Below are 13,810 nucleotides of genomic sequence, written 5' to 3'. Positions count from 1 at the left end.
CATGGACTCTTCCCCTGTGAAAGCAAACAAGACAAACGCGACGGAGTGTGTCTTTTTGCCCTCGAGGGAGCCATCACCGAAAACTGGTACGAGCCCTCGCCAGGGTGCTAGATCGCCTTGACTTCGAAGTACGCCTCGTCGGTGTCGCCCAGGTCGCGAAAGCCCGCCGTGCGCGCGGCGTCGTAGGCCTTGACCCAGCGCGCGGCCAGCGCGATCTCGCGCTTGGTGAGGTCGGTGTCGCTCGACTCGCTGGCGTTCTGGAAGGCGCGCATTGCCGGCAGCACGTCGGCGCCCAGTTGCTTTTCGAGTTCGCGCCGGAAGCGTTGCTCCGCGACCCTGACCGCGTCGGCCGACGAATGGGGGTAGTCGATCAGCTTGGCGGAAAAGGCGTCACGCGGCTTGTCCTCGGTGTCTTCGAGCGCGGCCGCCGCGGCGGCGGGCTCGTGGAAGTTGAAGAGGGGCGAGGGCGGCGCTGCCGGCCGGGGGAAGAAGAGTTCAGCTTGGGTCATGGTTCACCCACGCGTTGGACTGGGATGCGTTCTTCGGCATGTGGATTCCTTGAGAATACTGTTTAAATGTACAGTATTGAATCCAGAATTCAAATGACAGACGGCGCGCATCTGGCGCACGGAACCCTCTGCTTTAATGGCGCCTTGCCGGGGTGGGCCCAGGCTTGTGTCACAGAGGAAGGCGACGTGCAGATGGATTGGATGACCGTCCTGGGGACCGTCGGAGTGATCGTCCTTCAAGGGCTGTCGTTCTGGTTCCTCTACTGGCTCTGGAAGAAGCTCCGTACGCCCAAGGTGCCCCGGGCGGGGGCTGCGCCCCTTGCGATCAAGGGCGGGGTAGTGCCCGTCGTGGCCACCTTCACCGGCCTGCGCGGACTGCCGTGGGTGGCGCTGGCGACCAACAGCCTGAACCCTGTCTTGCGCATCGAAAGCGAGCAGCTGGTGTACCGCGTGCTGCGCCAGCGCGAGCGGCCTTTCGCGGACATCCGCCAGGTCGATGTGCGCGAGGCCTATGGCACCTTCAACCTGATCTTCGAGTTCCATGACGCGCGCCGGACCTTCGTGGCCAATGTGGGCACTGCGGCGCGCGGGGCACAGGCGTTGGCGCTGCTGCCGCCGGGCGTGCCGTTGTCCGCGCGTGCACAGGCCGCTGTCGCCGACGGGCACTGATGGCCGCCATGTCCGCAGCCTTTTTCTCGATGGTGCCCTTGCTTGTCTACGGGCTCGTGGCCTGGTTCGTGGCCATGGTCGCCTTGCTCGTGCTGGGCCTTGTATGGCTGGCGTTGGATTGGCCGGGCGCCGTGCCGCTGTCCAGGTTCGCGGCCTGGTTCGGCTTCCTCACGGATGCGGTCTTCAGTCTCCTGGGGGGCTTCGCCATGGGCGCCTTCGCCGTCTGGGACACGATCAAGAAGTCGCGAACCGCCATGACGGACCTGCCTTCGATGGCCGAGTACATCATCGTCCCGGTGGTGCTGGGGGGGCTGTCGCTGCTCATCATGAAGCACGGCTGGTACACCTTGACCACCAGGCTGCGTGGCAAGACACGCTGAAGGCGCAAGCGGCCAGGGTCGGCGTCCGCTGCCCGTGCCATTCTTTCAGCGACGACTCATTGCCAGGTGGTCCTTCCCTTGTTCTGACGGCCAGGGGCCAAGGGCCTCAACGGCCGGGTCCGAAATGATTCTGCGCAACGCACCGGCGCCCGCCGGATTGCACTGCATTGCAGGCGTTCTCTGCGGCGGCGTACTGCTGTTGGCGCGTCTGGCGTTCCGCAGCGATCTGGGCGGGTGTCACGCCGGGCTCGGTAGGGCAGTTGGCGGCGATCATGTCCAGCACCGTCTTTGTCATGAACATCACCGTTTCCTGGCTGGCGGTGATCGAGGCATTGGGTGTGACCTTCGTCGCGATGACCGACTGCTTCATGGCTTCGCAGGTCTGACTGGAAAGGCGCGTTCCGACAGGGCGGCTGGCCGCGTTGGCCGTGCCCCCTGACGACGAACCTCCACCCGCGGTCGTGCTGCCACCCGACTCACCCGTCATCTGCCGCGCCGTCGTGGCCGCCAGCGGATGGTCGGGGAAGCGGCTCATCAACGTGCGCTGCACTTCGCGCGCGCGGGCGCGGTCGCCCTGTGCGTTCAACTCGTCGGCGCGAGCGAACAGCTGGCCGGGGTTCATGGTCTGCAGGCTAGCCTGGAACTGCTGCTCGGCGCGTGCGGCCTCTTCGCGCTTGCGTTGCTTCTCGGCCTCTGCTGCGAGCCTTGTCTTCTCGGCGGCCTCGCGGGTGGCGGCCTCGCGCGCGGCCGGCAGATTGACCTCGGTGCGGACTCCGGCCACGTCGTACTGCGTGCCCACCGACAGCTTGCCGTTCTCGTAGCGGCCTTCTTCGGCCAGCGTGCCATCGGCGCGGTACTCACGTCCTTGTGTGCGCCAGTTGGTGCTCATGCTTCCTTCGAAACGTGTGCCGTCGGCGCGCGAAAAAGTACCCTGGAAGGATGCGTTCTTGCTCCAGGTGCCTGACCGCGTCGATCCGTCCCTGAGCGCCTGCACGCCTTGTCCTTCGCGGTTGTCGCTGGCCACCTCTCCCACGTAGCGATTGCCATTGGGGGCGTACAGCATGTCGGCGGCACCATGCACGCGATTGGCGTTGAACTGTCCGCGCTGGATCTCGCCATCGGAAAAGATGCGTGTGCCGGTGCCGTCTGCCTTGCCGTCCTTGACTTGCCCGTAGTAGACCCAGGTCGTGTCACCGTTGCTCTTGCCCGACAGCATGTCGCCAGTGCCCACCTCGCGCACGCGCGCCCCGATCTCCTGCGACAGGCGCTGCGGCTGCGCCAGGCCACCGAGCTTGCGCTCGTTCTCGCGGTCATCGCCCTCGAGCACCGCGGTGAACATCGCATCGGGCGTGACCTCCTTGCGATAGAAACCGAAGAAGTTGCGGGTGCCTTCGCCGATGGCCGTCTGCAGCCGCTCGAGGTAGCCCTTGGCGCGCGCGCAGGTCTTCTGCGCGCTCAGAACGAAACGGCAACCGATGTGGGCTGAGCAAAGGTCGGCCTGGGTGACCGTGGCTTCGTCCTTGAGCTCGAGGCAATTCGCGATCTCGGGATTGACCTGGGCCCGCGCTGCCATCGGGACGGCGAGCACACAGGCGCTGAGGATGAGTGCCGACAGGAGAGGGTGCGGGAACCGGATCGCCTGCCTGGGGCGTTGGTGCCCTCTGCGCATGGAATTGGAAACGGGGGCTGTTTCTCGTGCGGTGGTCGCCATCGTCATGACGTTCTCCTCGGTTTTGTGATCGGCCGAATCTAGCGGAGCGATCTGCAAACCAAATACCGCTTTTGTGGGAGTCCACGGGAACCGGTGGGTCGTGTCGTTTGGCGGCGATACGAGAGGCGCATGCCGGCGCCGCGGTGGGGCGCAGGGCTTCCCGACATGCGATCAGGACGCGGACGACAGAGGGGAAATGGTGTCCGGAGGAGGTTGAAGGGGGCGCAACCAGGTCGTCACGTCGCCAGTGCGCCGTTCTTGATCGGCTGCGGGAAGTTGGTCGCTGGGCCGACGCCACAGAGCCTGAGCCGCCCTGAATTGCGCCTCGATCCTGGCTTCGGTCAGGGCCGAGGACCGTGCAATACTGGCGCGATGACTCGCATCGAAAAACTACTTGAGGGGATCGATCTTCAGGCTGCGGCGGGGATCGAGATCGGAGCACTGGACAAGCCCATCATTCCGCGGGAATCGCCCGGGGTGTTCTATGTTGACCACGTAGACACGCCAGCCTTGCGCGAGAAGTACGGCGACGATCCGCAGGTCAACGTGGACAACCTTGTTCATGTCGGTGGAGTCTGGGGCGAGAAGGGACTACCGGAGATCGCAGCCTCCGTGGCTCCCGTGGATTTCCTTGTCGCCTCGCACGTCATCGAGCATGTTCCCAACCTCATCGCCTGGCTGAAGGAAATCGAAGCGGTGCTGAAGCCCACGGGAAGCCTGCGCTTGGCGATCCCAGACAGGCGCTACACCTTCGACCTGCTGCGAACCGAAACCGTGCTGGCCGATGTCCTGTCCGCCTATCTCGTTGGCGCGCGTATCCCTCAGATCCGGCAGGTGATCGATGACGTGGCGAACGTTGCCGAGGTCGATACGTGGCACGTCTGGGACGGAACGCTCGACCGCTCGCGCCTGGCATTGCTGCATCCGCCGGCCGACATTGAGATGCTGGCGCGCGACGTGCTGGAGAACCAGACGTACCGTGATGTGCACTGCTGGGTGTTCACCCCGTCGTCGTTCGCCCAGCTCATGGGGCGGATGGCCGAACTGGGCTACCACTCGTTCAAGTGCACTCGACATTTCCCGACCGAATACCACCAGAACGAATTCATCGTGCACGCCCAACCAGGTGCGAATGCCGCAGAGGCGGCCGCGAGCTGGCAAGCGATGTTCGTTGATGTGGAGCGCGATGCCGTGGAGAAGGCGGAGCCTGCGGCTCTGGAACGGGCAATGGCTTCGCGAGATGCCGAGATCGAGGCACTCCAGGCACAGGTGGCAAACCTGAAGGCAACCATCAAGGCCTTGAAGGATTCGAACTCCTGGAAGGTCACTGCGCCCATGCGTTCAGTCGTGCACGCCCTGCGGCGCGGTCGCTGATCTGGCGCTTACCACCAAGCAGGTACGGGCATCCGCCGCAGCGACCAAGGGAAAGGGTGAGCAGGGTCGGCGGCCACCGTTGCTCGTGGCGCAAGAACGCCGGCTTCTACGGAGGAGAAATGGCTGTTTCCGGCTCTTTGTGGGGGAACGCGGAGCCAAGAAATGGCCTGCCCGGAGGGGATCGAACCCCCGACAACCTGCTTAGAAGGCAGGTGCTCTATCCAACTGAGCTACGGGCAGATTCCGGTTGAGAAGCGAGGGCCGGAGCCTTCGGTCCTCGGGCCGCAAGGGATGCGGCAACAGACCCGAAAAATCAACGGTCTGGACGCTTCTGCCTCTGACCGGGGAAGCGCGGATTCTACCTACATCCCTCCATGCACGACGCCTTCGGCGGCGGTCGTTGAGAGGGCGAAAGGGCGGGGTCGGCGCGGGACGACACCCTGGCGGTCTCGGCGGCCTGCTTCGACGCGAGCTGCTTCTTGCCGCAGGTGCTGCACCGGTAGAACCTGAGGGCCGGCAGCATCCTCATCCAGGTTCGTCGCTCGATGCGGCGAAGGCCGGCCAGGCCGCAGGAACATCGGAGAAACAGATTCAGCAGCATCACAGAAGAGTTCAAACCGGGAAGGTGTCGACACTCTTTCCCCGACGCTGCTTCGCGGTTTGCGCAACCGTGAAGCACCCGCGTTCGATTCTGTGGGGGCACAAGGCATGCAGCGAAAGGGCTGCACGCGCAACAGATTGCTAAGGAGGGCGTTTCGACCGTCTGATGCCTTTGTGGATCGCTGGGGCGGAGGGGGCGTCAGACGTTTTCCGAGCGGTACTTCCAGACCGCGTCGTTCACCGCGCGTTCGGACGCCAGTTGCTTCTTTCCGCAGGCGCTGCATTGGTAGAAGCGCAGGCTCGAGAAGAGTCGCATCCATGGCCGGCGCTCGATGCGTGCGAGATGCCTGAGGCCGCAAGAACAGCGGGAAAAGTAATTCAGCATCGGAAAAGGGTCCAGGGGTGAGGGTTCTGTTGCGACGTCCATCCCTGACTCAGCTCTTCGGCTTTGTAAACGCGATTCCACTTACTTTGTAAACACGATCACGATTGGCTTGATTCTGCGTGAGCGCCGAGGGCCTCGCGGGTAGTTCCTTAAGAAAAAGGTTGTCTTGACGGTGTAACAACAAGGCAGCGGCGTTGCCTGATGTACGGAAAGCCGTGGGTCGTGCTACGAAACGTCTAAAGGGCGGTGAGATTCGCGGTGATCGCGAGCGGCCCGGAAAAGAAAAAAGCCTGCAACGACTTTCATCGTTGCAGGCTTTCACTTTTCTTTTGGTCGGGGCGAAAGGATTCGAACCTTCGACCCTCTGGTCCCAAACCAGATGCGCTACCAGGCTGCGCTACACCCCGCCAAGCCTTCCATTCTAGCCCGAATAAGAGGCCGCTCAGCGCTTCTCGTACTGCGTCTTGCCAAAAAGGATCTCGCGCGCCTTGTCATCGGTGATGGGGCGGCGCAGGTCGGCCAGCACTTTCACGCCGCGCTGCACGGCGGGGCGCGCGGCGATGCCGTCGAACCAGGCCTTCAGGTGCGGGTAGTCGGTGAGGGTGATGCCCTGGTTTTCCCAGCTGCGCAGCCACGGGAAGATGGCGATGTCGGCAATCGAATAGCTCGTGCCGGCGATGAACTTGTGCTTGGACAGCTGCCGGTCGATCACGCCGTACAGGCGCCTGGCTTCATTGGTGTAGCGGTCGACGGCATAGGCGATCTTCTCGGGCGCGTAGATGCGGAAGTGGTGCGCCTGGCCGAGCATCGGACCGACGCCGCCCATCTGGAACATGAGCCACTGCAGCACGTCGTAGCGTTCGCGGTCGCCCGTGGGCAGGAACTTGCCGGTCTTGCCCGCGAGGTACACGAGGATGGCGCCCGATTCGAACAGCGAGATCGGCTGGCCGTCCGGTCCGTCGGGATCGGTGATGGCGGGGATCTTGTTGTTCGGGCTGATCTTCAGGAACTCGGGCGCGAACTGGTCGCCGGTGCCGATGTTCACCGGGTGCGCGTGGTACGGCAGGCCGCACTCCTCGAGCATGATGTGAATCTTGTGGCCGTTCGGCGTGGGCCAGGAATAAACCTCGATGGGCGATGCGGGCATGTCGCGGGCTCCGGAGTGAGAGGGTTGTGACGGGAGAACGGCAGCATATACACGCGCATCCGGACGCGTGCGGGTGCGGGCATTGGCCGTTCAGCCGCTGGTCACCCCACCTGCCGCTCGTGCGCGTTGCACCACATCCAGTGTTCGCCGGGCTCGATCGACTGGATCACCGGATGCCCTTCGGCCCGCGCATGCTTCGTGGCGTGGCGATTCTTCGACGAGTCGCAGCAGCCCACATGGCCGCAGTGCACGCACAGGCGCAAGTGCACCCAGGTGTCGCCGGTCTTCAGGCAGTCTTCGCAGCCGCGGGGTGTGTGCGGTGGGGCGAGGTCGGCAGGAACGTGTTCGCAGGCTTGGATGGGCATGGGTGTCTCAGGACAAAAAGAAAGATTCAAGCCACGGCCGAGGCCGACGACAGGTGCTGGTGAATGAGCGCCACCACCGCAGCGCCTTCGCCGATCGCGCCGCCCACGCGTTTGACCGAGCCCGAGCGCACATCGCCCACCGCGAACACGCCCGACACGCTCGATTCGAGCGCCGTGGCCGGACGTGCCGGAAAGCCGCTGCTCGCGGCCGCACCGGTCAGCACGAAGCCGTGCTTGTCGACCGACACGCCGCAGCCTTCGAGCCATGAGGTCTCGGGCTCCGCGCCGACGAACAGGAAGATGTTGCGCGCGGGGCAGTCGTGCTCCTGGCCCGAGGTGTGGCAGCGCCACGTGGCGCCGGTCAGGCCTTCTTCGGGCGCGCCGTGCAGCCGCACGAGCTCGGTGTGCGGCTGCAGCGAGATGTTGGGCGTGGCCTCGATGCGGTCGATGAGGTAGCGCGACATGCTGGCCGCCAGCGACGGCCCGCGCACCAGCACGTTGACCTTGGCCGCATGGCGCGACAGGAACACCGCCGCCTGGCCCGCCGAGTTGCCGCCGCCCACCAGCGCCACTTCCTGCTGCGCGCAGATCTTGGCTTCGATGGCCGAGGCCCAGTACCAGATGCCGCGGCCTTCGAATTCGGCCAGGCGCGGCACGCCGGGTCGGCGGTAGCGCGCGCCGCTCGCAATGACCACCGTGCGCGCGTTGATCGTGCGGCCGTCGGTGAGCTTCAGCGCCAGGCTGTCCCGCGCGTTCTCGCGCGAGCAGTCGAGCGCCGCGACCTGCGCCGGGATCAGCATCTCGACACCGAACTTCTGCGCCTGCACGAACGCGCGGCCCGCCAGGGCCTGCCCCGAGATGCCGGTCGGAAAGCCCAGGTAGTTCTCGATGCGCGCACTGGCGCCGGCTTGTCCGCCGAAGGCGCGGCAGTCGAGCACGATCACGCGCAGACCTTCGGAGGCCGCATACACCGCGGTCGCAAGGCCCGCCGGCCCGGCGCCGACCACGGCCACGTCGTAGAGCTCGTCGCGCGCCGCGGTGTCGACCATGCCGAGGCAGCGCGCCAGGCCTTCATCGCTCGGGTTGACCAGCACCGAGCCGTCGGGGCAGACGGCCAGCAGCTGGTCGGGGCCGTACTGGGCGAGCAGGGCGGCGGCATCGGCGTCGGCCGCCGCATCGACCAGGTGATAAGGATGGCCGTTGCGGCGCAGGAAGTTCTCCAGCCGCGCCATTTCGGGCGAGTCGGGCCGCCCGATCAGCACCGGCCCGGCCGCACCCGATTCGATGAGCGCCACGCGCCGCAGGATCAGCGCGCGGGTGATGCGCTCGCCCAGGTCGGCCTCGGCCACCAGCAGTGCGCGCAGGCGGTCCGGCGGCACGACCAGCGCCTCGACTTCTTCGTCGGCATGCCCGTCGACCAGGGCAGGGCGCCCGCTCAGCTGGCCGACCTCGGCGAGGAATTCGCCCGGCCCCTGGCGCGCGATCGGCACCACGTGGCCCAGGCCGTCGCGCTGCGTGACGGCGACCACGCCCTTGAGCAGCACGAACATGCCGGCGCCGGTCTCGCCGGCGGTGAACAGTCGTTCGCCGCGCGCAAAGCGCTGCACGCTGCCGAAGCTGGCGATGCGTGCCATCTCGGCGTCACTGAGGACGGGAAAAGTCTGGTGCAGGCGGCTGTTGGCGCCTGGTGCGTCGGTGGCCATGGGGTCGAACTCCGTGTCGCGAATGCCCCGCATTAGACGCTGAAGCGGTGCCAAAGCGACGCTGGCGCGCGTTGTAACAACGTCATGTGTCTGCCACGCCGCTGACATGCCGGTTTCATTGCGCGTGTCCAGACTCGGTCAGCAGAAAGGGATTTCCCATGAAAGAACTGCCGAACCCGACGTTTCCGCTCTCGCAGCTCGGACTGCGCGCAGCCTTGTGGCCCGCACCCGCGGCCGGAACCCCCGCCGTTGCCGCCGCTGCCGCGACCGTCGCCGCACTGGCCACCCGCACGGCGGTGCCCGAGGCGCCGCTGGCCGTCATCGTGCCACCGGTGGTCGAAGCCAAGCCGGGCATCACGGTGAGCTGGGCGCGTCATCTGGATGACGTGCGCGCCGCGCAACGCCTGCGTCACGACGTGTTCGTCGGCGAGATGGGCGCACGTCTGACTACGCCGCTGGCCGGCCACGACATCGACCTGTTCGACGACTTCTGCGAACACCTGCTGGTGCGCGACGAGCTCACCGGCCAGGTCATCGGCACCTACCGCGTGCTGACCCCCGCGCAGGCGCGCCGCGTCGGCAGCACCTACAGCGACACCGAGTTCGACCTGACCCGTTTGCGCGACCTGCGCGAGCGCATGGTCGAGCTGGGCCGCAGCTGCGTGCACGCCGAGCACCGCCAGGGCGGCGTGATCCTCGCGCTGTGGGGCGCGCTGGCCGGCTTCATGCACCGCAACAAGCTCGACACCATGATCGGCTGCGCGAGCATTCCGATGTCGCACAACGGCGTGACCAGCGGCGACGCGGCCGCCAGCATCTGGCGTCAGCTCTCGGCCAGCCACCTCGCGCCGATCCAGTACCAGGTGCAGCCGCGCCTGCCGCTGCCGGTCGAGCGGCTCGACAGCGCGCTCGACGTGGAACCGCCTGCGCTCATCAAGGGCTACCTGCGCCTGGGCGCCAAGGTGCTCGGCGCGCCGGCCTGGGACCCGGACTTCAATACCGCCGACCTGCCGATGCTGATGCGCATCGACGACCTGCCAGCGCGCTACCGCAAGCACTTCCTCGGCGCATGAAGCCGGCGGCCATCCGGCCCGACGCCGGGCCGCACGCTGCTTCGCCGTCGCCGAATGTGTCAGGTTCGCTCTCTGTGGGGCAGGGCGCGTCACGCGAATGTCATGGAACTGTCACGGACGAAGTTGACACTGTCATATTTCAGCCGTCGTGTTCTCCCGTGCCGCTTGCTCCAGAATCAGTGCCCATGCCCTCCCTCTCCGCTGACCCGTCGCGCGCCGGCGAAGCGCCTTCGTTCGCGTTGCTGGACCGCGACCACAGCATCCTCTCGTTCAACGAGCGCGTGCTCGACTGGGCCCACCGGCCCGAAGTGCCGCTGATCGAACGGCTGCGCTACCTGTGCATCGTGTCGTCGAACCTCGACGAGTTCTTCGAAGTCCGTGCCGCGCCGCACCTGAGCGCGGGCAGCGCCGGTGATCGCAAGGGCACCTACACGGTCGAATCCTTCGAGCGCCTGTCGGAAGCGGCCCATGCCCTCGTGGCGCGCCAGTACGCGCTGTACAACGACGAGCTGATGCCGACCTTTGCCACGCACGGCATCCACATCGTGTCGCACGGCGAACGCAACCCGGCCCAGCGCAAGTGGGTCAGCGAGTATTTCGAGCGCGAAGTGCGCCCGCTGCTGATCCCCGTGGGGCTCGACCCGGCGCATCCGTTCCCGCAGGTGGCGAACAAGTCGCTGAACTTCATCGTGCGCCTGGGCGGCAAGGACGCCTTCGGTCGCGAGAACCCGATCCAGATCGTCAAGCTGCCGCGCGTGCTGCCGCGCCTGATCAAGATGCCGGCCAAGGTGTCGGACGGCAAGACACTGTTCGTGGCGCTGTCGAGCGTGGTGCGCGCCCACCTGGCCAGCATGTTCCCGGGCCGCGAGGTGGGCGACTTCTCGCAGTTCCGCGTGACGCGCCACTCCGACCTCGCGGTCGACGAGGAAGACGTCAAGAACCTGCGCACCGCGCTGCGCCAGGGCCTGCAGCATCGCCACTACGGCCAGGCCGTGCGGCTCGAGGTGTCGGCCAGCTGCGCCGAGTCGCTCGCGAGCTTCCTGCTCGCGCAGTTCAACCTGCCGCCGCAGGCGCTGTACCGCGTGCACGGCCCGGTGAACCTGGCGCGGCTCACGCAGCTCATCGATCTGATCGGCGAGCCGCAGCTGCGCTTTCCTCCGTACGCGCCGTCGTTCCCCGTCACGCTGTCGCCCGCCCAGTCGTTCTTCGAACGGCTGCAGCGCGGCGACGTGCTGATCCACCAGCCCTTCGAAAGCTTCGACGGCGTGCTGGCCTTCCTGCGCGAGTCGGTGCTCGACCCGCAGGTGCTGGCGATCAAGCAGACCATCTACCGCACCGGCGCCGACTCCGAGCTCATGGACCTGCTGCGCGAAGCCGTGCGCCGCGGCAAGGAAGTGACGGTGGTGGTCGAGCTGAAGGCGCGCTTCGACGAAGAGGCCAACATCAACTGGGCCGAGATGCTCGAGTCGATCGGCGCGCAGGTGGTGTACGGCGTGGTGGGCCTGAAGACCCATGCCAAGATGCTGCTGGTGACGCGCCGCGAGGGCAAGCAGCTGCGCCGCTACGGCCATCTGTCGACCGGCAACTACAACCCGCGCACGGCGCGGCTGTACACCGACATCAGCCACCTCACGGCCGACCCGGCGCTCACGGCCGACATGGAAGCCGTGTTCGTCCATCTGGCCAGCCAGAGCCGCCTGCCCAAGCTCAACCGCATGTGGCTCGCGCCCTTCGACCTGCATAAGAACCTGGTCGCGCGCATCGATGCGCTGGGGCAGGCTGCTGCCAGCGGCGAGCCCACGCGCATCGTCGCCAAGATGAACGCGCTGACCGACGAGGAGATCATCGGCGCGCTCATCCGCGCGGGGCAGAAGGGCGTGAAGATCGACCTCATCGTGCGCGGCGCCTGCACGCTGCCGGCGCAGGTGCCGGGGCTCACCGACAACGTGCGCGTGCGCTCGGTGATCGGTCGCTTCCTCGAGCATTCGCGGGTGTTCTATTTCCGCCATGGCGAGGACGAGTCGCTGTACCTGTCGAGCGCCGACTGGATGAACCGCAACATGATGCGGCGCATCGAGCTGGCCTGGCCCGTGACCGACCCCAACCTGCGCCAGCGCCTCATCGACGAGTGCCTGGTGGCTTACCTGCACGATGGGCGCGACGCCTGGGACCTGGGCGGCGACGGCATCTACCGGCGTGTCGACCATGACACGCACCCCGGCGAGGCGGGTGCGTCCCCCGCGATCGAAGCGCATGGCGCCCAGGCCGCCTTGATGGGCCGCTATGCATCACGAGGAAACCACCGTGATGCGTCCGGCAATTGAAATTGAAGAAGAAGTTCGAAAGACGATGAGCATGGACTTGATCTTCTGGCGTCACGCCGAAGCCGAGGACTGGACCGAAGGGTGTGACGACATGCAGCGCTCGCTCACCCCGCGCGGCGAAAAGCAGGCCAAGCGCATGGCCACCTGGCTCGACCGGCAGCTGCCCGATGGCACGCGCATCGTGTGCAGCCCGGCGCGCCGCTGCGAGCAGACCGCGCTGGCACTGGGCCGCAAGTACAAGCTGCGCTCCGAGCTGTCGCCCGACACCACCCCCGACGCGCTGCTGGCCGCCACAGGCTGGCCCAACGGCAAGTCGGTGGTGCTGGTGATCGGCCACCAGCCCTCGCTGGGCCAGGCCATCTCGATGCTGCTCGGCCTGAAGCAGGACAGCTGCCCGGTGCGCAAGGGCTCGCTATGGTGGATCCGCACCCGCGAGCGCGACGGCGACGTGCAGACCGTCGTCGTGACGGTGCAGGCGCCCGAGCTTCTCTAGCTGCCAAAGCCGTCCTCCGCCGCGAACCCTGCCTGACGCGTGCGGACAGGCGCTTTGTCACGGTTGCGGGCAGAGCTGGCAGGGCGCTTGTCTCCCGGAAAAAGGGGCGAAGCACTCATGCGCGCGCGCGGCGCAATTTCTACAGTGTGACTCCACGGCAGCGTGCTTTTGACGCCGATGCGGGAAAGAAGCGGTGCCGGTCGACCACATCACTGGGGAAGACGCATGAAACCGCTCAACACACTGCCAGGAAGCTTCATGAACATGCTGCGTGCAGACGCGGACGTGCGGTTGAAGGCGCTGATTTTTCTGCTTGTTGCCGCAGCCCTGCTGTCGGGGTGCGCGATGAACACCGCCGCGCCTGTGCCGCCGACCCGTCACGATGTCGCCCGGTCGATCGAGAAGGTCGAGCTCATCTACAACCAGGAAGACCAACTGATCGTCACGGATGGCGGCGGGTCGGGGCTGACGGGCTTCGCAGGGTTTCTGGGACCCCTCGCTGCGCTGGTGGCCATCTCCGTCGATACCAACAGCCGACTGACGATGGCCGCCCGGACCGACCAGCGCAGCAAGGAGTTCACGGCCGCAGTGAAGAGCAGCGGCGTGACCATGGGGCTGAACAGGCAGTTCGCAGAGCAACTGGCGGCGCGCCTGCGGGACAGTGGCCGCGAGGTGAAGCTGACGCCTTTCTTTCGCGCGACCGGAGAGCACGCGCAGATGCAGGTGCAGGAACTCCAGCCGACGCCCGGCTACAGCACATTGATCTTGCGGATCACGACGTCCTATGGCGCGGCCGATGCGACGTCGAGCTTCAAGCCATACGTCTGGGTGGAGCAGTTGCTCAGGGACGAGAAGCAGTCCGTCGTGGGCCAGACGTTGCAGGTCGCCGACGTGAGCGAGCCGACCTATCTCCTGTACGACGGCCTGCTCAAGGACACCGCAGGCGCTCGCGAAGGGTTGAAGCGCGGGCTCGACCAGATCGTGCAGCCGGCCTATGTCAGCCTGTTCGGGGAAGACGAGCCGCGCAAGGCCGGCGCTGCGGCAGTCACGCAGACGGCCGGCATCGACACGAAGTGA

General features: G+C 66.3%; 13 protein-coding genes and 2 tRNA genes. 7 read left to right on the top strand and 8 right to left on the bottom strand.

Features of this window, described 5'->3' with window-relative positions:
* Positions 1-107 precede the first annotated feature (107 nt).
* Positions 108-509, bottom strand: coding sequence for a hypothetical protein (locus tag AC1RL8_RS04405; protein ID WP_492684006.1), 402 nt, complete (start codon positions 507-509; stop codon positions 108-110).
* Between the two features lie 66 nt (positions 510-575).
* Here AC1RL8_RS04405 and AC1RL8_RS04400 point away from each other — a divergent pair, with 66 nt between their 5' ends.
* Together AC1RL8_RS04400 and AC1RL8_RS04395 are read left to right on the top strand one after the other, a co-directional pair.
* Positions 576-1,178 (top strand): hypothetical protein, encoded by a 603-nt coding sequence (locus tag AC1RL8_RS04400; protein WP_492684005.1) that lies wholly within the window; start codon positions 576-578, stop codon positions 1,176-1,178.
* An 8-nt stretch (positions 1,179-1,186) separates the two neighbouring features.
* A complete protein-coding gene (locus tag AC1RL8_RS04395) occupies positions 1,187-1,558 on the top strand; it encodes a hypothetical protein (protein ID WP_492684004.1) in 372 nt (123 codons plus the stop codon).
* Between the two features lie 106 nt (positions 1,559-1,664).
* On the opposite strand, the gene AC1RL8_RS04390 is transcribed toward AC1RL8_RS04395, so the two are convergent.
* Complete coding sequence (locus AC1RL8_RS04390) at positions 1,665-3,275, bottom strand: MORN repeat-containing protein (protein ID WP_492684003.1); 1,611 nt, start codon at positions 3,273-3,275, stop codon at positions 1,665-1,667.
* A gap of 366 nt (positions 3,276-3,641) precedes the next feature.
* On the opposite strand from AC1RL8_RS04390, the gene AC1RL8_RS04385 reads away from it, so the two are divergent.
* Complete coding sequence (locus AC1RL8_RS04385) at positions 3,642-4,643, top strand: methyltransferase domain-containing protein (RefSeq protein WP_492684002.1); 1,002 nt, start codon at positions 3,642-3,644, stop codon at positions 4,641-4,643.
* Positions 4,644-4,806: 163 nt separating this feature from the next.
* Here AC1RL8_RS04385 and AC1RL8_RS04380 read toward each other — a convergent pair.
* The 6 genes from AC1RL8_RS04380 to AC1RL8_RS04355 all read right to left on the bottom strand — a co-directional run bounded on the left by AC1RL8_RS04380 (position 4,807) and on the right by AC1RL8_RS04355 (position 8,843).
* Positions 4,807-4,883: transfer RNA gene (locus tag AC1RL8_RS04380), tRNA-Arg, on the bottom strand.
* 559 nt (positions 4,884-5,442) lie between these two features.
* On the bottom strand, positions 5,443-5,670 hold the full coding sequence (locus AC1RL8_RS04375; protein WP_139140219.1) for a hypothetical protein: 228 nt from the start codon (positions 5,668-5,670) through the stop codon (positions 5,443-5,445).
* Positions 5,671-5,958: 288 nt separating this feature from the next.
* Positions 5,959-6,035: transfer RNA gene (locus AC1RL8_RS04370), tRNA-Pro, on the bottom strand.
* A 35-nt stretch (positions 6,036-6,070) separates the two neighbouring features.
* Complete coding sequence (locus AC1RL8_RS04365) at positions 6,071-6,775, bottom strand: glutathione binding-like protein (RefSeq protein ID WP_095745562.1); 705 nt, start codon at positions 6,773-6,775, stop codon at positions 6,071-6,073.
* A 101-nt stretch (positions 6,776-6,876) separates the two neighbouring features.
* Entirely contained in the window at positions 6,877-7,140 is a 264-nt protein-coding gene (locus AC1RL8_RS04360; RefSeq protein WP_492684001.1) for a UBP-type zinc finger domain-containing protein, read from the bottom strand.
* Positions 7,141-7,166: 26 nt separating this feature from the next.
* Complete coding sequence (locus AC1RL8_RS04355) at positions 7,167-8,843, bottom strand: FAD-dependent oxidoreductase (protein ID WP_492684000.1); 1,677 nt, start codon at positions 8,841-8,843, stop codon at positions 7,167-7,169.
* Between the two features lie 158 nt (positions 8,844-9,001).
* On the opposite strand from AC1RL8_RS04355, the gene AC1RL8_RS04350 reads away from it, so the two are divergent.
* The 4 genes from AC1RL8_RS04350 (at position 9,002) to AC1RL8_RS04335 (ending at position 13,810) form a co-directional block, all read left to right on the top strand.
* Positions 9,002-9,916 (top strand): GNAT family N-acetyltransferase, encoded by a 915-nt coding sequence (locus tag AC1RL8_RS04350; RefSeq protein ID WP_062473152.1) that lies wholly within the window; start codon positions 9,002-9,004, stop codon positions 9,914-9,916.
* Entirely contained in the window at positions 9,913-12,240 is a 2,328-nt protein-coding gene (gene ppk1 / locus AC1RL8_RS04345; protein ID WP_492683999.1) for a polyphosphate kinase 1, read from the top strand. The genes AC1RL8_RS04350 and ppk1 overlap by 4 nt, the downstream gene beginning before the upstream one ends.
* A gap of 31 nt (positions 12,241-12,271) precedes the next feature.
* Positions 12,272-12,733 carry a SixA phosphatase family protein gene (locus AC1RL8_RS04340; RefSeq protein WP_062473174.1) on the top strand — a complete coding sequence of 154 codons (462 nt, stop codon included), beginning with the start codon at positions 12,272-12,274 and terminating at the stop codon, positions 12,731-12,733.
* 225 nt (positions 12,734-12,958) lie between these two features.
* Complete coding sequence (locus AC1RL8_RS04335; RefSeq protein ID WP_492683998.1) at positions 12,959-13,810, top strand: hypothetical protein; 852 nt, start codon at positions 12,959-12,961, stop codon at positions 13,808-13,810.

Source organism: Variovorax sp. GW822-FHT04E09, assembly GCF_058800845.1.
The sequence above is the reverse complement of the archived record's forward strand: the minus strand, read 5'-3'. Positions and strand labels throughout refer to the sequence as shown.

Bases quoted from the DNA above. Each gene is read 5' to 3' on its own strand.
- AC1RL8_RS04405 (WP_492684006.1), bottom strand. From the start codon at position 509: ATGACCCAAGCTGAACTCTTCTTCCCCCGGCCGGCAGCGCCGCCCTCG.
- AC1RL8_RS04400 (WP_492684005.1), top strand. From the start codon at position 576: ATGTACAGTATTGAATCCAGAATTCAAATGACAGACGGCGCGCATCTG.
- AC1RL8_RS04395 (WP_492684004.1), top strand. From the start codon at position 1,187: ATGTCCGCAGCCTTTTTCTCGATGGTGCCCTTGCTTGTCTACGGGCTC.
- AC1RL8_RS04390 (WP_492684003.1), bottom strand. From the start codon at position 3,275: ATGACGATGGCGACCACCGCACGAGAAACAGCCCCCGTTTCCAATTCC.
- AC1RL8_RS04385 (WP_492684002.1), top strand. From the start codon at position 3,642: ATGACTCGCATCGAAAAACTACTTGAGGGGATCGATCTTCAGGCTGCG.
- AC1RL8_RS04375 (WP_139140219.1), bottom strand. From the start codon at position 5,670: ATGGACGTCGCAACAGAACCCTCACCCCTGGACCCTTTTCCGATGCTG.
- AC1RL8_RS04365 (WP_095745562.1), bottom strand. From the start codon at position 6,775: ATGCCCGCATCGCCCATCGAGGTTTATTCCTGGCCCACGCCGAACGGC.
- AC1RL8_RS04360 (WP_492684001.1), bottom strand. From the start codon at position 7,140: ATGCCCATCCAAGCCTGCGAACACGTTCCTGCCGACCTCGCCCCACCG.
- AC1RL8_RS04355 (WP_492684000.1), bottom strand. From the start codon at position 8,843: ATGGCCACCGACGCACCAGGCGCCAACAGCCGCCTGCACCAGACTTTT.
- AC1RL8_RS04350 (WP_062473152.1), top strand. From the start codon at position 9,002: ATGAAAGAACTGCCGAACCCGACGTTTCCGCTCTCGCAGCTCGGACTG.
- ppk1 (WP_492683999.1), top strand. From the start codon at position 9,913: ATGAAGCCGGCGGCCATCCGGCCCGACGCCGGGCCGCACGCTGCTTCG.
- AC1RL8_RS04340 (WP_062473174.1), top strand. From the start codon at position 12,272: ATGGACTTGATCTTCTGGCGTCACGCCGAAGCCGAGGACTGGACCGAA.
- AC1RL8_RS04335 (WP_492683998.1), top strand. From the start codon at position 12,959: ATGAAACCGCTCAACACACTGCCAGGAAGCTTCATGAACATGCTGCGT.